At 58.7% G+C, this 18,000-nt stretch carries 18 protein-coding genes; 3 read left to right on the top strand and 15 right to left on the bottom strand.

The window, feature by feature from the left end; genetic code table 11:
• Nucleotides 1-51 precede the first annotated feature (51 nt).
• On the bottom strand, nucleotides 52-3,939 hold the full coding sequence (purL, locus tag ACLH1I_RS00155) for a phosphoribosylformylglycinamidine synthase (protein WP_032456470.1): 3,888 nt from the start codon (nucleotides 3,937-3,939) through the stop codon (nucleotides 52-54).
• A gap of 175 nt (nucleotides 3,940-4,114) precedes the next feature.
• On the opposite strand from purL, the gene mltF reads away from it, so the two are divergent.
• Nucleotides 4,115-5,731: a membrane-bound lytic murein transglycosylase MltF gene (mltF, locus tag ACLH1I_RS00150; RefSeq protein ID WP_117131088.1), complete on the top strand. Its 1,617-nt coding sequence runs from the start codon at nucleotides 4,115-4,117 to the stop codon at nucleotides 5,729-5,731.
• On the opposite strand, the gene tadA is transcribed toward mltF, so the two are convergent.
• Complete coding sequence (tadA, locus tag ACLH1I_RS00145; protein WP_017900419.1) at nucleotides 5,728-6,237, bottom strand: tRNA adenosine(34) deaminase TadA; 510 nt, start codon at nucleotides 6,235-6,237, stop codon at nucleotides 5,728-5,730. The two genes, mltF and tadA, sit on opposite strands and share 4 nt — an antisense overlap.
• 62 nt (nucleotides 6,238-6,299) lie before the next feature.
• The gene (yfhb, locus tag ACLH1I_RS00140; protein ID WP_017900418.1) at nucleotides 6,300-6,935 is read right to left on the bottom strand and encodes a phosphatidylglycerophosphatase C; all 636 of its coding nucleotides are present in this window, start codon (nucleotides 6,933-6,935) and stop codon (nucleotides 6,300-6,302) included.
• A 211-nt stretch (nucleotides 6,936-7,146) separates the two neighbouring features.
• On the opposite strand from yfhb, the gene ACLH1I_RS00135 reads away from it, so the two are divergent.
• Nucleotides 7,147-7,995, top strand: a complete 849-nt coding sequence (locus ACLH1I_RS00135) for a MurR/RpiR family transcriptional regulator (RefSeq protein ID WP_004201837.1) — start codon at nucleotides 7,147-7,149, stop codon at nucleotides 7,993-7,995.
• A 56-nt stretch (nucleotides 7,996-8,051) separates the two neighbouring features.
• Nucleotides 8,052-8,312: a YfhL family 4Fe-4S dicluster ferredoxin gene (locus ACLH1I_RS00130; protein WP_004144350.1), complete on the top strand. Its 261-nt coding sequence runs from the start codon at nucleotides 8,052-8,054 to the stop codon at nucleotides 8,310-8,312.
• Between the two features lie 12 nt (nucleotides 8,313-8,324).
• Here the strand turns inward: ACLH1I_RS00130 and acpS are convergent, their stop codons facing one another.
• The 12 genes from acpS to rseD form a co-directional block, all read right to left on the bottom strand.
• Complete coding sequence (gene acpS, locus ACLH1I_RS00125) at nucleotides 8,325-8,705, bottom strand: holo-ACP synthase (protein WP_004201835.1); 381 nt, start codon at nucleotides 8,703-8,705, stop codon at nucleotides 8,325-8,327.
• The gene (gene pdxJ, locus ACLH1I_RS00120; protein WP_017900416.1) at nucleotides 8,705-9,436 is read right to left on the bottom strand and encodes a pyridoxine 5'-phosphate synthase; all 732 of its coding nucleotides are present in this window, start codon (nucleotides 9,434-9,436) and stop codon (nucleotides 8,705-8,707) included. The genes acpS and pdxJ overlap by 1 nt, the downstream gene beginning before the upstream one ends.
• An 11-nt stretch (nucleotides 9,437-9,447) precedes the next feature.
• Entirely contained in the window at nucleotides 9,448-10,185 is a 738-nt protein-coding gene (gene recO, locus ACLH1I_RS00115) for a DNA repair protein RecO (RefSeq protein ID WP_114466361.1), read from the bottom strand.
• Between the two features lie 11 nt (nucleotides 10,186-10,196).
• On the bottom strand, nucleotides 10,197-11,102 hold the full coding sequence (gene era / locus ACLH1I_RS00110; protein ID WP_017900415.1) for a GTPase Era: 906 nt from the start codon (nucleotides 11,100-11,102) through the stop codon (nucleotides 10,197-10,199).
• Nucleotides 11,099-11,779, bottom strand: a complete 681-nt coding sequence (gene rnc / locus ACLH1I_RS00105) for a ribonuclease III (protein ID WP_002914065.1) — start codon at nucleotides 11,777-11,779, stop codon at nucleotides 11,099-11,101. Before rnc ends, era begins: the two co-directional genes overlap by 4 nt.
• Before the next feature lie 249 nt (nucleotides 11,780-12,028).
• Nucleotides 12,029-13,003 (bottom strand): signal peptidase I, encoded by a 975-nt coding sequence (gene lepB, locus ACLH1I_RS00100; RefSeq protein WP_017900414.1) that lies wholly within the window; start codon nucleotides 13,001-13,003, stop codon nucleotides 12,029-12,031.
• A 15-nt stretch (nucleotides 13,004-13,018) separates the two neighbouring features.
• On the bottom strand, nucleotides 13,019-14,818 hold the full coding sequence (gene lepA, locus ACLH1I_RS00095) for a translation elongation factor 4 (protein WP_004201823.1): 1,800 nt from the start codon (nucleotides 14,816-14,818) through the stop codon (nucleotides 13,019-13,021).
• Between the two features lie 185 nt (nucleotides 14,819-15,003).
• Nucleotides 15,004-15,483 carry a SoxR-reducing system protein RseC gene (rseC, locus tag ACLH1I_RS00090; protein WP_004201822.1) on the bottom strand — a complete coding sequence of 160 codons (480 nt, stop codon included), beginning with the start codon at nucleotides 15,481-15,483 and terminating at the stop codon, nucleotides 15,004-15,006.
• A complete protein-coding gene (gene rseB / locus ACLH1I_RS00085) occupies nucleotides 15,480-16,436 on the bottom strand; it encodes a sigma-E factor regulatory protein RseB (protein ID WP_004201821.1) in 957 nt (318 codons plus the stop codon). The genes rseC and rseB overlap by 4 nt, the downstream gene beginning before the upstream one ends.
• Nucleotides 16,436-17,086: an anti-sigma-E factor RseA gene (gene rseA, locus ACLH1I_RS00080; RefSeq protein ID WP_004201820.1), complete on the bottom strand. Its 651-nt coding sequence runs from the start codon at nucleotides 17,084-17,086 to the stop codon at nucleotides 16,436-16,438. The genes rseB and rseA overlap by 1 nt, the downstream gene beginning before the upstream one ends.
• A 32-nt stretch (nucleotides 17,087-17,118) precedes the next feature.
• Nucleotides 17,119-17,694: an RNA polymerase sigma factor RpoE gene (gene rpoE / locus ACLH1I_RS00075; RefSeq protein WP_002914074.1), complete on the bottom strand. Its 576-nt coding sequence runs from the start codon at nucleotides 17,692-17,694 to the stop codon at nucleotides 17,119-17,121.
• Nucleotides 17,691-17,786, bottom strand: a complete 96-nt coding sequence (gene rseD, locus ACLH1I_RS00070; protein ID WP_121980491.1) for a rpoE leader peptide RseD — start codon at nucleotides 17,784-17,786, stop codon at nucleotides 17,691-17,693. Before rseD ends, rpoE begins: the two co-directional genes overlap by 4 nt.
• Nucleotides 17,787-18,000: the final 214 nt, after the last annotated feature.

Here is an 18,000-nt window from a genome sequence, read left to right as displayed (position 1 = left end):
CCCCTGCCTGAGCAGGGGGCCGATACGTTCGCGTGACACGCTGCGGGAAAATTAACCCAGCTGTTTACGCGCATTGCGGAAGATACGCATCCACGGGCTGTCTTCGCCCCAGTTTTCCGGGTGCCAGGAGTTGCTTACGGTGCGGAAGACGCGTTCCGGGTGCGGCATCATGATGGTCGCGCGCCCGCTTTCGCTGGTCACGGCGGTGATACCGTTAGGGGAACCGTTCGGGTTCGCCGGATAGGTTTCGGTCACTTTGCCGAAGTTATCCACGAAGCGCAGCGCCACCAGGCCTTTGCTCTCCAGCTGGGCCAGATGCGCGCTGTCGCGCACTTCCACCTGACCTTCGCCGTGGGAGACCGCAATCGGCATCTGTGAGCCAACCATGCCTTGCAGCAGCAGAGACGGGCTTTGCGTCACTTCCACCAGGCTGAAGCGCGCTTCAAAGCGGTCAGAGTGGTTGCGCACAAAGCGCGGCCACAGGTCGCTGCCCGGGATCAGCTCGCGCAGATTGGACATCATCTGACAGCCGTTGCACACGCCGAGCGCCAGGGTCTGCGGACGATGGAAGAAGGTCGCGAACTCATCGCGCACGCGCTCGTTGAACAGAATCGACTTCGCCCAGCCTTCACCTGCCCCCAGCACGTCGCCGTAGGAGAAGCCGCCGCAGGCCACCAGGGCATGGAAATCGCCGAGACCGGTGCGGCCCGCCAGCAGGTCGCTCATATGCACGTCAATGGCGTCAAAGCCAGCGCGATGGAAGGCCGCCGCCATTTCAACGTGAGAGTTCACACCCTGCTCGCGCAGGACGGCCACTTTCGGACGCGCGCCGGTGGCAATGTACGGTGCGGCGACATCGTCATTAATATCAAACGAGAGCTTCACATTGAGGCCCGGGTCGGCGTCGTTGGCTTTCGCCTCGTGCTCCTGATCGGCGCAGGCCGGGTTGTCGCGCAGACGCTGCATCTGCCAGGTGGTTTCCGCCCACCACATGCGCAGCGTGGTGCGGCTTTCGCTAAACACCGTCTGACCGCCGGCGGTCAGCACGAAGCGATCGCCCTCGACCGCTTTACCGAGGTAATGCACACAGTCCGCCAAACCGTTAACCGCCAGAATGGCTTCCACCGCCTCACGGTCTGCGGCGCGGACCTGGATCACCGCCCCCAGCTCTTCGTTGAACAGCGCCGCCAGACGGTCGTCGCCCAGCGCGGCGATATCCGCCTCCACACCGCAGTGGCCGGTAAAGGCCATTTCCGCCAGGGTGACCAGCAGGCCGCCGTCGGAGCGGTCGTGGTAGGCCAGCAGTTTACGCTGCGCCACCAGGGCCTGCATCGCATCCCAGAAGCCTTTCAGCTGCGCGACATCGCGCACGTCAGCCGGCTTGTCGCCGAGCTGGCGATAGACCTGCGCCAGCGCCGTCGCGCCCAGCGCGTTGTGCCCTTTACCGAGGTCGATCAGCAGCAGGGCGTTATCTTCCGTCGAGAGCTGCGGCGTGACGGTATGACGAACATCTTCGACACGGGCGAAGGCGGAGATCACCAGCGACAGCGGAGAGGTCATCTCACGCTGCTCGCTGCCTTCCTGCCAGCGGGTTTTCATCGACATTGAGTCTTTGCCGACCGGAATGGTCAGGCCCAGCGCCGGGCACAGCTCTTCGCCCACCGCTTTCACCGCCTCATACAGGCCAGCGTCTTCGCCCGGGTGGCCGGCAGCGGCCATCCAGTTAGCCGACAGCTTCACGCGGTTCAGCTCGCCAATCTGCGTGGCAGCGATGTTGGTCAGCGCTTCGCCAACCGCCAGACGGCCGGAGGCGGCGAAGTCCAGCAGAGCAACCGGGGCGCGCTCGCCCATCGCCATCGCTTCGCCGTAGTAGCTGTCGAGGCTGGCGGTGGTTACCGCGCAGTTGGCCACCGGGATCTGCCACGGGCCGACCATCTGGTCGCGAGCGACCATGCCGGTCACGGTGCGATCGCCGATGGTCACGAGGAAGGTTTTCTCGGCCACCGTCGGCAGGTGCAGTACGCGGTTAACCGCGTCGGCGATGGTGATCGGTTGGCGATCCAGCGCGCTGCCCTGGGCTTTCAGAGTCTGCACGTCGCGGGTCATTTTCGGCGTTTTACCAAGCAGGACGTCCAGCGGCAGATCGATCGGCTGATCGTTAAAGTGGCTGTCGCTCAGGCTCAGGTGCTGCTCGGCGGTGGCTTCGCCGATAACCGCATAAGGCGCGCGCTCGCGGCGGCACAGCTCGTCGAACAGCGGCAGTTGCTCCGGGGCGACCGCCAGGACATAACGTTCCTGCGATTCGTTACACCAGATCTCCAGCGGGCTCATGCCTGGCTCATCGCTCAGGATATCGCGCAGCTGGAATTTACCGCCGCGGCCGCCGTCGCTGACCAGCTCCGGCATGGCGTTGGAGAGACCGCCGGCGCCGACGTCGTGGATAAACAGGATCGGGTTGGCGTCGCCCAGCTGCCAGCAGCGGTCGATCACCTCCTGACAGCGACGCTCCATTTCCGGGTTGTCACGCTGGACGGAGGCGAAATCGAGGTCGGCATCGGACTGACCGGAGGCCATGGAAGACGCCGCGCCGCCGCCGAGGCCGATGTTCATCGCCGGGCCGCCCAGCACGATCAGCTTCGCGCCGACGGTAATCTCGCCCTTCTGCACGTGCTCGCCGCGGATGTTACCGATACCGCCGGCCAGCATGATCGGTTTGTGGTAGCCGCGCAGCTCTTCGCCGTTATGGCTGGTGACTTTCTCTTCATAGGTGCGGAAGTAGCCGTTCAGCGCCGGACGACCAAATTCGTTGTTAAACGCCGCGCCGCCCAGAGGGCCTTCGGTCATGATGTCCAGGGCGGTGACGATGCGATCCGGTTTCCCGAAATCTTCTTCCCACGGCTGTTCGAAGCCCGGGATGCGCAGGTTGGAAACCGAGAAGCCCACCAGACCCGCTTTCGGCTTCGCGCCGCGGCCGGTGGCGCCTTCATCGCGGATCTCGCCGCCGGAGCCGGTTGCCGCGCCCGGCCATGGGGAGATGGCCGTCGGGTGGTTATGGGTTTCCACCTTCATCAGAATGTGCGCCGGCTCCTGATGGAAGTCGTAGCGCCCGGTCTGGTGGTCGGCAAAATAGCGCCCCACTTCAGACCCTTCCATCACCGCGGCGTTGTCTTTATAGGCCGACAGGACGTAGTCCGGCGTTTTTTCGAAGGTGTTTTTGATCATTTTGAACAGCGACTTTGGCTGCTGTTCGCCGTCGATGATCCAGTCGGCGTTGAAAATCTTGTGGCGACAGTGCTCTGAGTTCGCCTGGGCGAACATGTACAGCTCGATGTCGTTCGGATTGCGTCCCAGACGGGTAAACGCGTCCTGCAGGTAGTCAATTTCGTCATCTGCCAGCGCCAGACCCAAACGGAGGTTGGCGTCAATCAGCGCCTGACGCCCTTCGCCCAGCAGGTCAACGCTGGTCACCGGCGTCGGCTGATGGTGAGCGAACAGCTTTTCGCCCGCTTCCAGCGCGTCGAAGACGCTCTCCATCATGCGGTCGTGCAGTTCCGCCGCCACCGCGGTCCACTGCGCTTCGCTCAGGGTCGAGGCTTCAACATAATACGCCACGCCGCGCTCCAGACGCACAACCTGAGCCAGGCCGCAGTTATGGGCGATATCGGTAGCTTTAGAAGACCAGGGAGAGATGGTGCCAGGGCGAGGGGTCACGAGCAGTAATTTACCGGTCGGGGTATGGCTGTTTAAGCTCGGGCCATATTTAAGCAGTCGCGCCAGGCGCTCGCGATCGTCAGCGCTCAGCGGGGCGTTCAGATCGGCAAAATGAATATACTCGGCGTATATGGCGCTTACCGGAAGGTTGGCCGCCTGAAATCGTGCCAGCAGTTTATTAATACGGAATGCCGACAGTGCAGGTGAACCACGCAAAATTTCCATCATAAGTCTCTCGTCTTCGAAGCTTTCAGGGTGAGCCAGGGGGGGAAACGGGCGTCATTATAGTGAATCCTGCGCCCCGACGAAACCGTTTGCGTAGAAATAAAATCATTGATGCTGTTTATCAATAAATGTGACGCCTATCGCGAATAAGTTGCCAACTGGCGCATTCTTAAGCAGAATGCCGCTCATTCGACGACAACCTTGCGTTTTTTCCGGACATCGCCTGCTGAGGAACCTGAAGCTGCAGAAGATTAACGCGCTGAAAAAATTAAAGATTAATTATCTGCTGATCGGCATTGTCACCCTTTTGCTGGCGGCTGCCCTGTGGCCGTCGATCCCCTGGTCCGGTAAACCCGAGAACCGGGTGGCGGGTATTATCGCTCGCGGCGAGCTGCGCATCAGCACCATCAACTCGCCGATGACCTTTACCACCATGAACAATAAAACGTTCGGCCTGGACTACGAACTGGCGAAGCAGTTTGCCGACTACCTCGGCGTGACGCTTAAGATAACCGTCCGGCAGAACATCAGCCAGCTGTTTGACGACCTCGACGACGGTCAGGCCGATATGCTGGCTGCCGGGCTGGTCTATAACCAGGAGCGGGTGAAAAACTATCAGGCCGGCCCCACCTACTATTCTGTTTCGCAACAGCTGGTCTACCGCGTCGGCAATACCCGGCCGCGCACCCTCGCGGCGCTGACCGCCGAGCAGCTCGCCATCGCTCCGGGCCACGTGGCGATCAACGACCTGCAGGTACTGAAAGCGGAGAAATACCCAGATCTTGCCTGGCGCGTGGACGAAAAGCGCGGCACCACGGCGCTGATGCAGGCGGTGATTGACGGCAAACTCGATTACACCATCGCCGACTCGGTGGCCGTCAGCCTGTTTCAGCGCGTCCATCCGGAGCTGGCGGTAGCCCTCGATATCACCGACGAACAGCCGGTCACCTGGTTCAGCGCCCGGGACGATGATAATTCCCTGTCGGCGGCGATGCTTGATTTCTTCAACAACATCAATGAAGACGGCACCCTGGCGCGCCTCGAGGAGAAGTACCTCGGCCACGGCAACGATTTTGATTACGTCGATACCCGCACCTTCCTGCGCGCGGTGGAAAACATTCTTCCGGAGGTGCAGCCGCTGTTTGAAAAGTACGCCCGCGAGATCGACTGGCGCCTGCTGGCCGCCATCGCCTGGCAGGAATCCCACTGGGATCCACAGGCCACCTCGCCTACCGGCGTGCGCGGCATGATGATGCTCACGCGCAATACGGCGCAAAGTCTGGGGCTGACTGACCGGACCGATGCGGCGCAGAGTATCGACGGCGGCATGCGCTATCTACAGGATATGATGGATAAAGTGCCGGATTCGATCCCGAAAGATGAACGCATCTGGTTTGCGCTGGCCGCTTACAATATGGGCTATGCCCATATGCTGGACGCCATGGCGCTCACCCGCAAACAGAAAGGCAATCCTAACAGCTGGGCGGACGTTAAGCTGCGTTTACCGCTGCTGAGCCAGAAACCCTATTACAGCAAACTAAAATACGGCTATGCCCGCGGCCATGAGGCCTACGCCTATGTGGAAAACATCCGCAAATATCAGATAAGCCTTGTCGGCTATTTGTCAGAGAAGGAGCGCCAGCAGCAGCAAACGCTGGCCCTGGCGGAAGATTACCCGGCCGTGCTCCCCAATGAGCTCGAACAGCCGCAGGAGACCACCCTGCCCTTTTTCAAGTTTCGCGCCGATAAACAGATGGATAATGCCCGGATGAAACTCCCGGGCCACCTGTATTAACTTTCCCCGTTCTGCTCCCGGGCTTTCTTCAGCGCTTTTTTCTCTTCCCGCCGCCAGCGGAAGAAATCGCTCAGCATGGCAGAGCAGGACTCCGCCAGCACGCCTTCGCTAATATCAACCCGATGGTTCATTCCCGGGTGGTGCAGAACATCCATCAGCGAGCCGGCGGCGCCGGTCTTGGCATCCCTGGCGCCAAACACCAGGCGGGCGATACGGCTGTGCACCATCGCCCCCGCGCACATCACGCAGGGCTCGAGGGTCACGTATAGCGTGGCATCGATCAGGCGGTAGTTTTGCAGCACCAGTCCGCCCTGGCGTAAGGCCATAATTTCCGCATGGGCGGTAGGGTCGTGACGGCCTATCGGCCGGTTCCAGCCCTCACCAATGACCTGATTGTTATGCACCAGCACCGCGCCCACCGGTACCTCACCCTCTTCCCAGGCGCGCTTCGCCAGCGTCAGGGCATGACGCATCCAGTATTCATCATTGAGTTCGAGGTCAGACACAGCGGCCACTCCAGCAGAAAAAGCGGGGCGCATTATACATGGGAGCTATCAATTACACACTATTACTCCAGCTGCTGCAGCTCTCCCTGCGGAGTGACCCGCCAGCGATGCTGGCAAAAGCCGAGCAACGGGTTATCCTGCTCGCTGTCGCTATAGCCGCTATACAGCTGCAGCGGTGCGCCAATCTTTTTCTCCAGCTGCACCACCTTTTCATGGCCCAGGCAGCGCAGGGTCAATACCCAGCCGCCCCAGCGGCGCGCGGTGCGGCTGGCTATCAGATTCACCCGCGGCAGCCAGAGGGTATCGCGATAGACCTGTTCCACCAGCGACTGCGGCGAGCCGGTGATCAACCAGACGTCGGCATCGGTACTGGTCAGGTAGGCCGTCAGCCGCGCATGAACCACGGGAAACGCTGTCACATGATGACGAAACCAGCCGACAAACTCCGCTTCCAGCCGCTTCAGTACCGCCTCGCGACGGCCAAAGGTTGACGCCCATAGCAGGAGGCTCATCGGCCAGCGCGCCGCCCGCCCGCACACCGCCAGCCCGGCAAGGATCGCCGGCCCCATCGCCACCACCAGCAGCAGGTTCAGCGGCAGATGGCGCAGCAGGTAGCGCAGAAAACTGCCGAACATATCCTGTTGATGCAAGGTTCCGTCCAGATCGAAAAACACCACTCTCCGTTCACTGTGCTGCAAACTGCCCCCTTCTCTCAGGATTCGCTTCTCGTTAGGGTAAGCTTAACAGTCTTATGCCATGAAGAGGGAAAACATCCCTGCCGTTAAGGAAGAATTAAATTAGCAGGCGAAGGAAAAATTGTGGCTTATGAATTTTTAATTCGTGGTATACCCCTTATAATCGAATAAAAATTCTTTCAGTCACGAGCCGGACGGCTCCAGTGGAGCTCCAATGAACTGTTTAACGCGTATTCGTCAGCGCTATCCCACCCTGGCGGCGAGCGACAAAAAGTTGGCCGATTTTATTCTGAGCCAACCCGATGACACCCGGCACCTCAGCTCGCAGCAGCTGGCGGCGGAAGCCGGGGTGAGTCAGTCCAGCGTGGTTAAATTTGCCCAAAAACTGGGGTTCAAAGGCTTTCCGGCGCTGAAGCTGGCGCTGAGTGAAGCGCTGGCCAGCAGCCCGGATCCGCACTCCGTCCCGGTACATAACCACATTCGCGGTGACGACCCGCTACGTCTGGTGGGCGAGAAACTCATCAAAGACAATGTCGCCGCCATGCATGCCTCGCTGGACGTCAACACTGAAGAGACGCTGCGGGAAGCCGTCACGCTGCTGCGCAACGCCCGGCGGGTGATCGTCACCGGGATTGGCGCGTCCGGCCTGGTGGCGCGTAACTTTAGCTGGAAGCTGATGAAGATCGGCGTCAACGCTGTCTCTGAGCAGGATATGCACGCTCTGCTGGCGACGGTGCAGGCCATGTCCAGCGACGATCTGCTGCTGGCGATCTCTTACTCCGGCGAGCGTCGGGAGATCAATATGGCGGCCGGTGAAGCGCTGCGCGTCGGCTGTAAGATCCTGGCGATCACCGGCTTTAGCCCTAACGCCCTGCAGCAGCAGGCGACCCACTGCCTGTATACTATCGCCGAAGAGCAGGCGACGCGCAGCGCGGCCATCTCCTCCACCAGCGCGCAAATGATGCTCACCGACCTGCTGTTTATGGGGCTGGTGCAGCAGGATCTGGAGCGGGCGCCGGAGCGCATTCGCCATAGCGAAGCGCTGGTGAAAAAGCTGGTCTGAGCAGAAAATGGGCGTATAATGCCCGCCCTGTTTGTGTTGTTTCTGAGATTTTCCTGATGGCGCTGTTAATTACCAAAAAATGCATCAACTGCGATATGTGCGAGCCGGAGTGCCCCAATGAGGCCATTTCGATGGGTGACAGCATTTATGAAATTAACAGCGACCGCTGCACCGAATGCGTGGGCCATTACGATACGCCCACCTGCCAGAAGGTGTGCCCGATCCCGAATACTATTCTGAAAGATCCGGCACACGTCGAGAGTGAAGAACAGCTGTGGGATAAATTCGTCCTGATGCACCACGCGGATAAAATTTAACCGCCGTCGCGCTTAGCTTTCGACAATCACCGTGGCGCAGGCGTAATGGCGCTCATCGGCGAGCGTGACATGAATATGGCTCACCCCCAACCGTTCCGCCAGCCGTTGCGCCTCACCCCATAGCCGCAGCTTCGGCTTGCCCAGCTCATCGTTGTAAACTTCGAACTGATTAAAGGCCAGCCCGTTGCGGATCCCGGTCCCCAGCGCTTTCGCCGCCGCTTCCTTGACCGCAAAGCGTTTCGCCAGGAAACGCACCGGCTGCTGATGCTGCTCCCAGATACTCCATTCATGGTCGCTCAGCACCCGGCGGGCAAGGCGATCGCCGCTGCGGGCGATCACCGCTTCGATGCGGGCGATCTCGACGATGTCGGTACCCAGCCCGAGAATGGCCATTAGCCGCGCGCTTCCAGCATCAGACGCTTCATTTCCGCGACCGCCTCTTTCAGGCCGCTCATCACCGCGCGGCCAATAATCGCGTGGCCGATATTCAGCTCATGCATTTCCGGCAGCGCGGCAATCGCTTTCACGTTGTGATAGGTCAGACCGTGACCCGCATTAACCTTCAGGCCGAGGCTGGCGGCGTAGGCGGCCGCTTTGGCAATGCGTTCCAGCTCCTTCGCCTGCTCGGCGTCGGTTTTAGCATCGGCATAGCAGCCGGTATGGATTTCGATATAAGGCGCGCCAACGTCCGCTGCCGCTTTAATTTGTGCTTCATCCGCATCGATAAACAGGGAGACCAGGATGCCGGCATCCGCCAGGCGTTGACAGGCATCACGCATCTTGTCGCGCTGGCCGGCGACGTCCAGCCCGCCTTCGGTGGTCACTTCCTGGCGCTTCTCCGGCACCAGGCAGCAGAAATGCGGTTTGGTTTCGCAGGCGATCGTCAGCATCTCTTCGGTGACCGCCATTTCAAGATTCATGCGGGTGTGCAGCGTCTGGCGCAGGATACGCACATCGCGATCGGTGATATGGCGGCGGTCTTCGCGCAGATGCACGGTAATGCCGTCGGCGCCGGCCTGTTCGGCAATGAAAGCCGCCTGAACCGGATCCGGGTAGGCGGTGCCGCGGGCGTTACGCAAGGTCGCGATATGGTCAATATTGACCCCTAACAGTAATTCAGCCATGACAATCCTCGTTAATCATTCTTCGTATTATCCGCTCGCGCCTTTCGCGCGGGCATAAACTGGCGAAACAATTCCCGGCTCTTGAGCGGTTTGCCGCCGAGATAAGGCTTCAGGGCGATACGGGTAAAGCGCTTCGCGGCGCGCAGCGTATCAACATCAGGAAACTCGCGACTCGCCAACGCTTTCAAATGGTGCCCGGTAAACGTGTTGTTATCAATCACCAGGCTGGCAATAAAGCCTTTTTCTTCGCGATAGCGGTAGGTCATGGTGTCGTCCACCGGCTCGCCGCTCCCGGCGCAGTGGAGAAAATCCACGCCATAGCCCAGGTGCCCGAGCAGTGCCAGCTCAAAGCGCCGCAGCGCCGGCTCCGGCGAGCCGCTGGTCCCAGCGAGCGCCTGAATGCAGTGCAAATAGTCAAAAAAGAGTTCGGAGAAGCGCGTTTCGTGCTCCAGCACACGGGAGATAAGCTCGTTAACGTAAAGAGCGCTGTAGAGGGTGATGCCGCTGAGCGGCAGCGCCAGCGAGACAGCTTCCGCGCTGCGCAGGGTTTTGACTTCGCCGCGGCCGCCGAAGCGAACCAGCAAGGGGGTAAAGGGCTGTAAAGCGCCTTTAAGATTCGAGCGTTTGGAGCGTGCGCCCTTGGCAACCAGGCGCACGCGACCGGATTCTTCCGTGAAGACGTCCAGCATCAGGCTGGTTTCGCTCCACGGTCGGCTATGCAGGACAAAGGCGCGCTGCCATCCATCCACGTTGCGTTAACTCAGAGGTCGTCAACATAACCGAGACTGCGCAGGGCGCGCTCGTCATCGGCCCAGCCGGATTTCACTTTAACCCACAGCTCAAGGTGCACCGGCGCTTCAAACATCTCCTGCATGTCCTTACGCGCTTCGATACCGATGGTTTTGATTTTGGCGCCTTTGTTGCCAATCACCATCTTCTTCTGCCCTTCACGCTCGACGAGGATCAGGCCGTTGATGTCGTAACCGCCGCGCTCGTTGGTCACAAAACGTTCGATTTCCACGGTGACGGAGTACGGCAGCTCAGCGCCAAGGAAACGCATCAGTTTTTCACGGATGATTTCGGAGGCCATAAAGCGCTGGGAACGATCGGTAATATAATCTTCCGGGAAGTGATGGATCGCTTCCGGCAGATGCTTACGCACGATCGCCGCGATGGTGTCGACGTTGGTCCCCGTTTCCGCCGACATCGGCACGATATCAAGGAAGTTCATCTGGCTGGCGAGGAACTGCAGGTGCGGTAACAGATCCGCTTTTTCCTGCACGTTATCTACCTTGTTGACCGCGAGGATCACCGGCGCTTTCGCGTCGCGCAGCTTGTTGAGCACCATCTCGTCGTCCTGCGTCCAGCGGGTGCCTTCCACCACGAAGATGACCAGTTCAACATCGCCAATCGAGCTGCTGGCCGCTTTGTTCATCAGGCGGTTAATGGCGCGCTTCTCTTCCATATGCAGGCCCGGAGTATCGACGTAAATCGCCTGATACGGCCCTTCGGTATGGATGCCGACGATGCGGTGACGGGTGGTCTGCGCTTTACGGGAGGTGATCGAGATCTTCTGCCCAAGCAGCTTATTCAACAGCGTGGATTTGCCAACGTTTGGACGACCCACGATGGCGACAAACCCACAATAACTTTTTTCTTCGCTCATTCCAGCTCCAGCTTTTTCAGCGCCTGTTCGGCGGCAGCCTGCTCCGCCTTACGACGGCTGGAACCTGTGCCAACCACCGGTTCACTCAGGCCACTGACCTGGCAGTGGATAGTAAATTCCTGATCGTGCGCTTCGCCGCGCACCTGGACCACCAGGTAGGACGGCAGCGGCAGATGACGACCCTGCAGATACTCCTGCAGACGCGTCTTCGGATCCTTTTGCTTATCGCCCGGGCTGATTTCGTCCAGACGAGTCTGGTACCAGGAGAGAATTAAGCGTTCAACGTTCTGAATATCGCTGTCGAGGAAAACCCCGCCAATTAACGCTTCAACGGTGTCCGCGAGAATCGATTCGCGACGGAAACCGCCGCTTTTCAGTTCGCCCGGCCCGAGGCGCAAGCATTCGCCCAGCTCAAACTCGCGGGCGATTTCCGCCAGCGTGTTGCCGCGCACCAGCGTCGCGCGCATACGGCTCATGTCGCCTTCATCCACGCGAGGAAAGCGATGATACAGCGCGTTAGCGATCACGAAACTTAAAATGGAGTCGCCTAAAAATTCCAGGCGCTCATTATGTTTGCTGCTGGCACTGCGGTGAGTTAATGCCTGTTGCAACAGCTCCTGATGATGAAAAGTGTAGCCCAGCTTTCGTTGAAGCCGATTAATTACGATGGGGTTCATGCGTTACCAATAAATGAATGCGTCAAAGATGCAGCACACGAAACCGACCTGAGCATACGCTTCAAACAGGAAGTTGAAACAGACCAATACGCTTTCGTGTGCAGTGTCACCCGGCAGAGCGACAACCAAAAACTTCGGGGGGATATTCTATACGCAACGACACGGGATGTCGTTAGTTTGAATGGATTTAAATACTAAATAATTCACGCCGCTGCGATAACAGCAGCGGCGTGAATTCAGCAGATGAAATTAATGAATTCCACCAATGCGCGATAACCGCACACCGGTCGGCCATTCACCTTCCTGCTTTTCAAAACTCATCCAGATAGCGGTGGCTTTTCCGACCAGGTTTGCTTCCGGCACAAAGCCCCAGTAACGGCTGTCGGCGCTGTTATCCCGGTTGTCGCCCATCATGAAGTACTGACCCGGCGGCACAATCCAGGTGGCCAGCGGCAGACCGCTCTGATGGTAATACATGCCAGCCTGATCCTGAGCAATCGGCACCATCAGAATACGATGCGTGACGTCGCCCAGCGTCTCCTGACGCTCGGTGAGGCGAATGCCGTCGGCTTTGGTTTCGCCCTTCGGCAGCTGCCAGAAACCGCTGCTCGCCTCGCCGCCGTTGCTGCGGGAGAAAGTCTGAACGAAATCGCTCGGCTCCACGTTGGAGTAAGTCACCGGCAGCGCGTTGCCGCAGGCCTGTCCGGAGCTACAGCCCGGCTGAATAGTGACCTGCTTGGCAATCGGATCGTAGGTGACCTTATCCCCCGGTAGCCCCACCGCGCGCTTGATGTAGTCCAGGCGCGGGTCTTCCGGATATTTAAACACCACGATGTCGCCGCGCTTCGGATGACCCGTCTCGATCAGCGTTTTCTGATAGATAGGATCTTTAATGCCGTAGGCAAATTTCTCCACCAGGATGAAATCGCCAATCAGCAGAGTCGGCATCATCGAACCGGATGGGATCTGGAACGGCTCATAAATGAATGAACGTACCACCAGAACGATCGCCAGCACCGGGAAAACCGATGCGCCGGTTTCCAGCCAGCCCGGTTTCGGGCCGACTTTCTTCAACGTCTTTTTGTCCAGCTGCTCGCCGGTCGCTGCCTGAGCAGCGGCCTGACGCTCAAGACGTTTCGGTGCAAAAATGAACTTGTCCAGGCACCATAAAACGCCCGTCACCAGGGTTGCAATCACCAGGATCAGGGCAAACATGTTCGCCATGCCAACTCCTTAGGGTTATTTGCCGTCTTTACCAACGTGCAGAATGGCGAGGAACGCTTCCTGCGGCAGTTCAACGTTACCGACCTGCTTCATACGCTTCTTACCTTCTTTCTGCTTCTGCAGCAGCTTTTTCTTACGGCTGACGTCACCGCCGTAGCATTTCGCCAGCACGTTTTTACGCAGCTGTTTCACGGTAGAGCGCGCGATGATGTGGTTGCCGATGGCCGCCTGAATCGCGATGTCGAACTGCTGACGCGGAATAAGATCTTTCATCTTTTCCACCAGCTCGCGGCCGCGATACGGCGCGTTATCGTTGTGGGTGATCAGCGCCAGCGCATCGACGCGCTCGCCGTTGATCAGCACATCGACGCGTACCATGTTCGACGCCTGGAAGCGTTTGAAGTTGTAGTCCAGCGACGCATAGCCGCGGGAGGTAGACTTCAGACGGTCGAAGAAGTCGAGCACCACTTCCGCCATCGGGATTTCGTAGGTCAGCGCCACCTGTTTACCGTGGTAAACCATGTTGGTCTGCACACCACGTTTCTCCACGCACAGAGTGATCACGTTGCCGAGGAACTCCTGCGGCAGCAGCATGTGACACTCGGCGATCGGCTCGCGCAGCTCCTGAATATTATTCAGCGGCGGCAGCTTGGACGGGCTGTCGACGTAGATAACTTCTTTGGAGGTGGTCTCCACTTCGTACACTACCGTCGGCGCGGTAGTGATCAGGTCGAGATCGTATTCACGCTCCAGACGCTCCTGAATGATCTCCATGTGCAGCAGGCCGAGGAAGCCGCAGCGGAAGCCGAAGCCCAGCGCGGTAGAACTTTCCGGCTCGTAGAACAGAGAGGCGTCGTTGAGGCTCAGTTTGCCCAGCGCGTCGCGGAAAGCTTCATAATCATCGGAGCTCACCGGGAACAGGCCGGCATACACCTGCGGTTTCACCTTCTTAAAGCCAGGCAGCGCTTTGTCTGCCGGGTTGCGGGCGGCGGTCAGGGTATCGCCCACCGGCGCGCCGAGGATGTCTTTGATCGCGCAGACCAGCCAGCCAACCTCGCCGCATTTCAGCTCGGTACGGTCAACCTGTTTCGGGGTAAAGATGCCCAGACGGTCGGCGTTATAGACCTGGCCGGTGCTCATGACCTTGATCTTATCGCCCTTGCGCATGGTGCCGTTTTTAATCCGCACCAGCGACACCACGCCGAGGTAGTTATCGAACCAGGAGTCGATAATCAGCGCCTGCAGCGGCGCGTCCGGATCGCCTTCCGGCGGCGGAATATCGCGCACCAGACGCTCCAGCACGTCGGTCACGCCGACGCCGGTTTTCGCCGAGCAGCGCACCGCATCGTGGGCATCGATCCCGACGATATCTTCAATCTCGTCCGCTACGCGCTCAGGGTCGGCCGCAGGCAGGTCGATCTTGTTGAGTACCGGAACGACCTCCAGGTCCATCTCCATGGCGGTGTAGCAGTTGGCCAGAGTCTGGGCTTCTACGCCCTGCCCGGCGTCAACCACCAGCAGCGCGCCTTCGCACGCGGCGAGGGAACGGGAGACTTCATAGGAGAAGTCCACGTGGCCCGGGGTGTCGATAAAGTTCAGCTGATAGGTCTCACCGTCGTTGGCCTTATAGTCCAGGGTGACGCTCTGCGCCTTGATGGTGATCCCGCGTTCGCGCTCAAGATCCATGGAGTCCAGAACCTGGGCTTCCATTTCACGATCAGAAAGGCCACCGCAAATCTGGATGATACGGTCAGACAGCGTCGACTTACCGTGGTCGATGTGAGCGATGATCGAAAAGTTACGTATATTCTTCATATTTAGAGTTAATTATGCCTTACGAGTATCATGAGGCCGCTGTACTGTGCCTGACGTTTTTTAATCCGAAAACGCCGCATTCTACACTACATCCTTGAAACCAGGAAATGCTGTTAGATCCAGCATAACCGCAGAAATTGTGGCGTTGTAACAGGAAGGGTAAATACAGATAAGGGCCAGTGAAATCACTGACCCATGTCGGAGGAAGGCGTTTCGATACGCACCAGATCCGGCGGCAACGCGACGCTCAGGATCACCGGCTGCCACGACTGGCGCGCTGCCAGCTGCGGCGACAGACCGCGCGCCACCAGGAACCCGCCGACGCCGCCCAGCAGCGCGCCGCAAAGTGACGCGATATCGCTGGCAAACAGCACCTGGAAAATCGACGCCATCACAAACAGCCCCACCAGCGGCGCCATGTAGACCAACAGCGCCGAACCCAGCAGACTGCTCTCGGCGATCCCCAGCTCCACTTTTTGCCCCGCCGTCAACGGCTGCTCGCAGGGCACGCTGATGGTATGGCTGGTCTGCGGCCCCAGCTTGTTTAATACCCGGCTGCCGCAGCCGGCGCGGGAGGCGCAACTGCTGCAGGAGGCTTTAACGTCGCAGTGCACCTGCGCCACGCCGTTATGCCAGGAAACCACGGTGGCCCACTCTTTGATCATTGTACTGCCTTGAATTTAATGCTGTCTGAGATACGCTTCGCCGTCTGCGGCGGCAGTTCGCCCACCACGGTGATCTCCGCGTTATCGCGTACCGTCGTGCTGACGGTGCGTCGGCCGGTGCGCAACAGCTGGTCGCTGCTGGCCGCGGTGGCGCGGTTGATATTGATCGAGAAGCTGAACAAGCCGTCGGAATAGAGACGTGATTCTACCGGACCATCAAAGGTGGGTAGACGACGCTGGCTGCTGGAAACCTCAGTCATGCCCTGAGGGAGCCACGTCGGCGCCCAGTTGAAGTTGGCTTTGTCGCCCCCTTCAGGCACCGACAGCTGCGGCGGCAAATTCGCTTTTGCCAGCGTCTCCATGCTGGCGCTAACGTTATCACCAACGTTGAAAGAGACGACCCGGAACTGCTCCAGTGTTTCACCGTCGCGGTCGAGTAAATCAACGCGCAGCGGCAGCTTAGTCTCAGCGTCCAGCCAGGCGATAAAGCTATAGCGCGTGCCGTCGCGAGCCACGACGCGGATCACGTCGCAGAGGCGGTCGGCGATACGGGTACGGCCCACGGAGATAAAATCATAGGCTGCGCTGAGACGTTTGAAATCGCTGTAAACCAGCGACGGCAGCGAATCGACGATATAGTCGCCGTTCAGGGTGAACGGATCGAGGCCGGGTTCAAAATAGCTGATTTCCGTACCGCGCAGGACCACTTCCCGGCGCGGACCGTCCAGCTGCAGAAGCTGCGCCAGCGGTTGATTGTTCAGTCGCGCGTGACGATAGCGCAGCGACTCAACGCCTTGTTTGCTGATGCTGACGAACGAGAGCTCATAGTTGAGGGACTGGCTGGCCAGGTTCATCTGCTGCAACAACGCCCCGGACGATGTATCAGCCGAGGCGTTGACAGAGAACAACAGACTGCCTGCCATGAGCGACATGGCACACCAAAGTTGCTTCATTACTGCGATTGCGTTCCTAAAGTTTGATAACCCGGCACCTGGACTGCGGCCTGCTGAGTCTGGGCCTGGCCAAACTGAAGCTGCTCAGCGTGCAGGCGGCGCTGCAGTTCGTAGTCCTGCAGCATGGCGTTAATCCGCCGGCGCTGTTCCTGGACCTGAGCCTGCTGGCCGCTACCTGCTGATGCGTCAGCCGGTACGCCAAGACTTACCGGGCTCGCTTTGCCCATCATTGGCAGCGTATTGAACACCGGCGCCTCTGGCTGCTGAGCGGCATCAGACTGCCCATTATAGTGCTGGACGCCGACGATAACCGCAAGCGATACGCAGGCGGCAACGCCCATCTGGGTCAGTGAGCTGGCCCACGGACGCACTTTGTTCCAGAACGGCATCTGCCGCCACTGGTGTGGTGCGGGCTGAGATTCAGGAATAAGCGGCGCCGTCTGACGAACGGGCTCATTTTCAATGGCGGCCATCACCCGGGCGGAGATATCAAATTGCAGCACCTCTGCGGTATCGCCACGCAGCGTATCGCGGATAAGGTGGTAACTCTCCCAGGTTTTTTGCATCTCAGAAGAACGACTCAGCTCGTTGAGCAGTTCGTTATCCAGCGTTTCACCATCCATTAAAGCCGAAAGTTTTTCTTTCTGCATGCCTGATACCCTTTTCCAGTATTCCGCTATCGTCAACGCCTGATAAGCGGTTGAACTTTATTATCAATAGCTTCTCGCGCCCGGAAGATACGCGAACGCACCGTCCCAACCGGACAATCCATGATAGCGGCTATCTCTTCATAGCTCAGGCCATCCAGCTCCCGTAACGTAATTGCCATGCGTAAATCTTCCGGGAGCGATTCAATGGTACGAAAAACTATTTGTCTCAGTTCTTCTGACAACATTAAGTTCTCAGGGTTCGAAATTTCTTTCAACGCTCCGCCGCTTTCGAAGTTTTCCGCCTCGTTGGCGTCAACATCGCTGGACGGCGGACGGCGTCCCTGAGCAACCAGATAATTCTTCGCCGTATTGACGGCGATACGGTATAACCAGGTGTAAAAAGCGCTATCTCCCCGGAAAGAGTCCAGCGCACGCCATGCCTTAACGAACGATTCCTGAACGACGTCAGCGATATCGCCCGGCGGTACATAGCGGGAAACCAGGCTCGCGACCTTATGCTGATAGCGCACTACCAGCAAATTAAACGCTTTCTGATCTCCTTTCTGGACCCGTTCAACAAGGACCTGATCCGTTAACTGCTCGCTCATCCGAGGTAATGTCTCCCCAAACCCAATTCCCATGCGTCTTCAAAACACCACCCAAAATCTGCATTATGAGCAAGCTGACTGTTGGAGTGTATGAAAACAATAAAGTTCCGTTACGCTTTTTGTTTTTTGTCTGGCAACGGCGGCAGATCGTTATCAATCATTATATGCCCTGGTTGCTAAACGATAGGTTAGTCAATAAGAAAAAGCGCAGGCCCGTCTGAAGGGTATCGTAACACGGCGTTTATTTCACTATAAAATCCAATGCTATCAACCTGCCACGCGTCTCATTTTCGCCGTGCTCCAGAC

Origin of the sequence: Klebsiella sp. 1SOBk10mer (assembly GCF_046602535.1) — a bacterium.
Classification (GTDB): Bacteria; Pseudomonadota; Gammaproteobacteria; order Enterobacterales; family Enterobacteriaceae; genus Klebsiella; species Klebsiella quasipneumoniae.
This window is presented reverse-complemented; position numbering and strand designations above follow the sequence as displayed.

Bases quoted from the DNA above. Each gene is read 5' to 3' on its own strand.
- purL (WP_032456470.1), bottom strand. From the start codon at position 3,939: ATGATGGAAATTTTGCGTGGTTCACCTGCACTGTCGGCATTCCGTATT.
- mltF (WP_117131088.1), top strand. From the start codon at position 4,115: ATGCCGCTCATTCGACGACAACCTTGCGTTTTTTCCGGACATCGCCTG.
- ACLH1I_RS00135 (WP_004201837.1), top strand. From the start codon at position 7,147: ATGAACTGTTTAACGCGTATTCGTCAGCGCTATCCCACCCTGGCGGCG.
- ACLH1I_RS00130 (WP_004144350.1), top strand. From the start codon at position 8,052: ATGGCGCTGTTAATTACCAAAAAATGCATCAACTGCGATATGTGCGAG.
- acpS (WP_004201835.1), bottom strand. From the start codon at position 8,705: ATGGCCATTCTCGGGCTGGGTACCGACATCGTCGAGATCGCCCGCATC.
- pdxJ (WP_017900416.1), bottom strand. From the start codon at position 9,436: ATGGCTGAATTACTGTTAGGGGTCAATATTGACCATATCGCGACCTTG.
- era (WP_017900415.1), bottom strand. From the start codon at position 11,102: ATGAGCGAAGAAAAAAGTTATTGTGGGTTTGTCGCCATCGTGGGTCGT.
- rnc (WP_002914065.1), bottom strand. From the start codon at position 11,779: ATGAACCCCATCGTAATTAATCGGCTTCAACGAAAGCTGGGCTACACT.
- lepB (WP_017900414.1), bottom strand. From the start codon at position 13,003: ATGGCGAACATGTTTGCCCTGATCCTGGTGATTGCAACCCTGGTGACG.
- lepA (WP_004201823.1), bottom strand. From the start codon at position 14,818: ATGAAGAATATACGTAACTTTTCGATCATCGCTCACATCGACCACGGT.
- rseC (WP_004201822.1), bottom strand. From the start codon at position 15,483: ATGATCAAAGAGTGGGCCACCGTGGTTTCCTGGCATAACGGCGTGGCG.
- rseB (WP_004201821.1), bottom strand. From the start codon at position 16,436: ATGAAGCAACTTTGGTGTGCCATGTCGCTCATGGCAGGCAGTCTGTTG.
- rseA (WP_004201820.1), bottom strand. From the start codon at position 17,086: ATGCAGAAAGAAAAACTTTCGGCTTTAATGGATGGTGAAACGCTGGAT.
- rpoE (WP_002914074.1), bottom strand. From the start codon at position 17,694: ATGAGCGAGCAGTTAACGGATCAGGTCCTTGTTGAACGGGTCCAGAAA.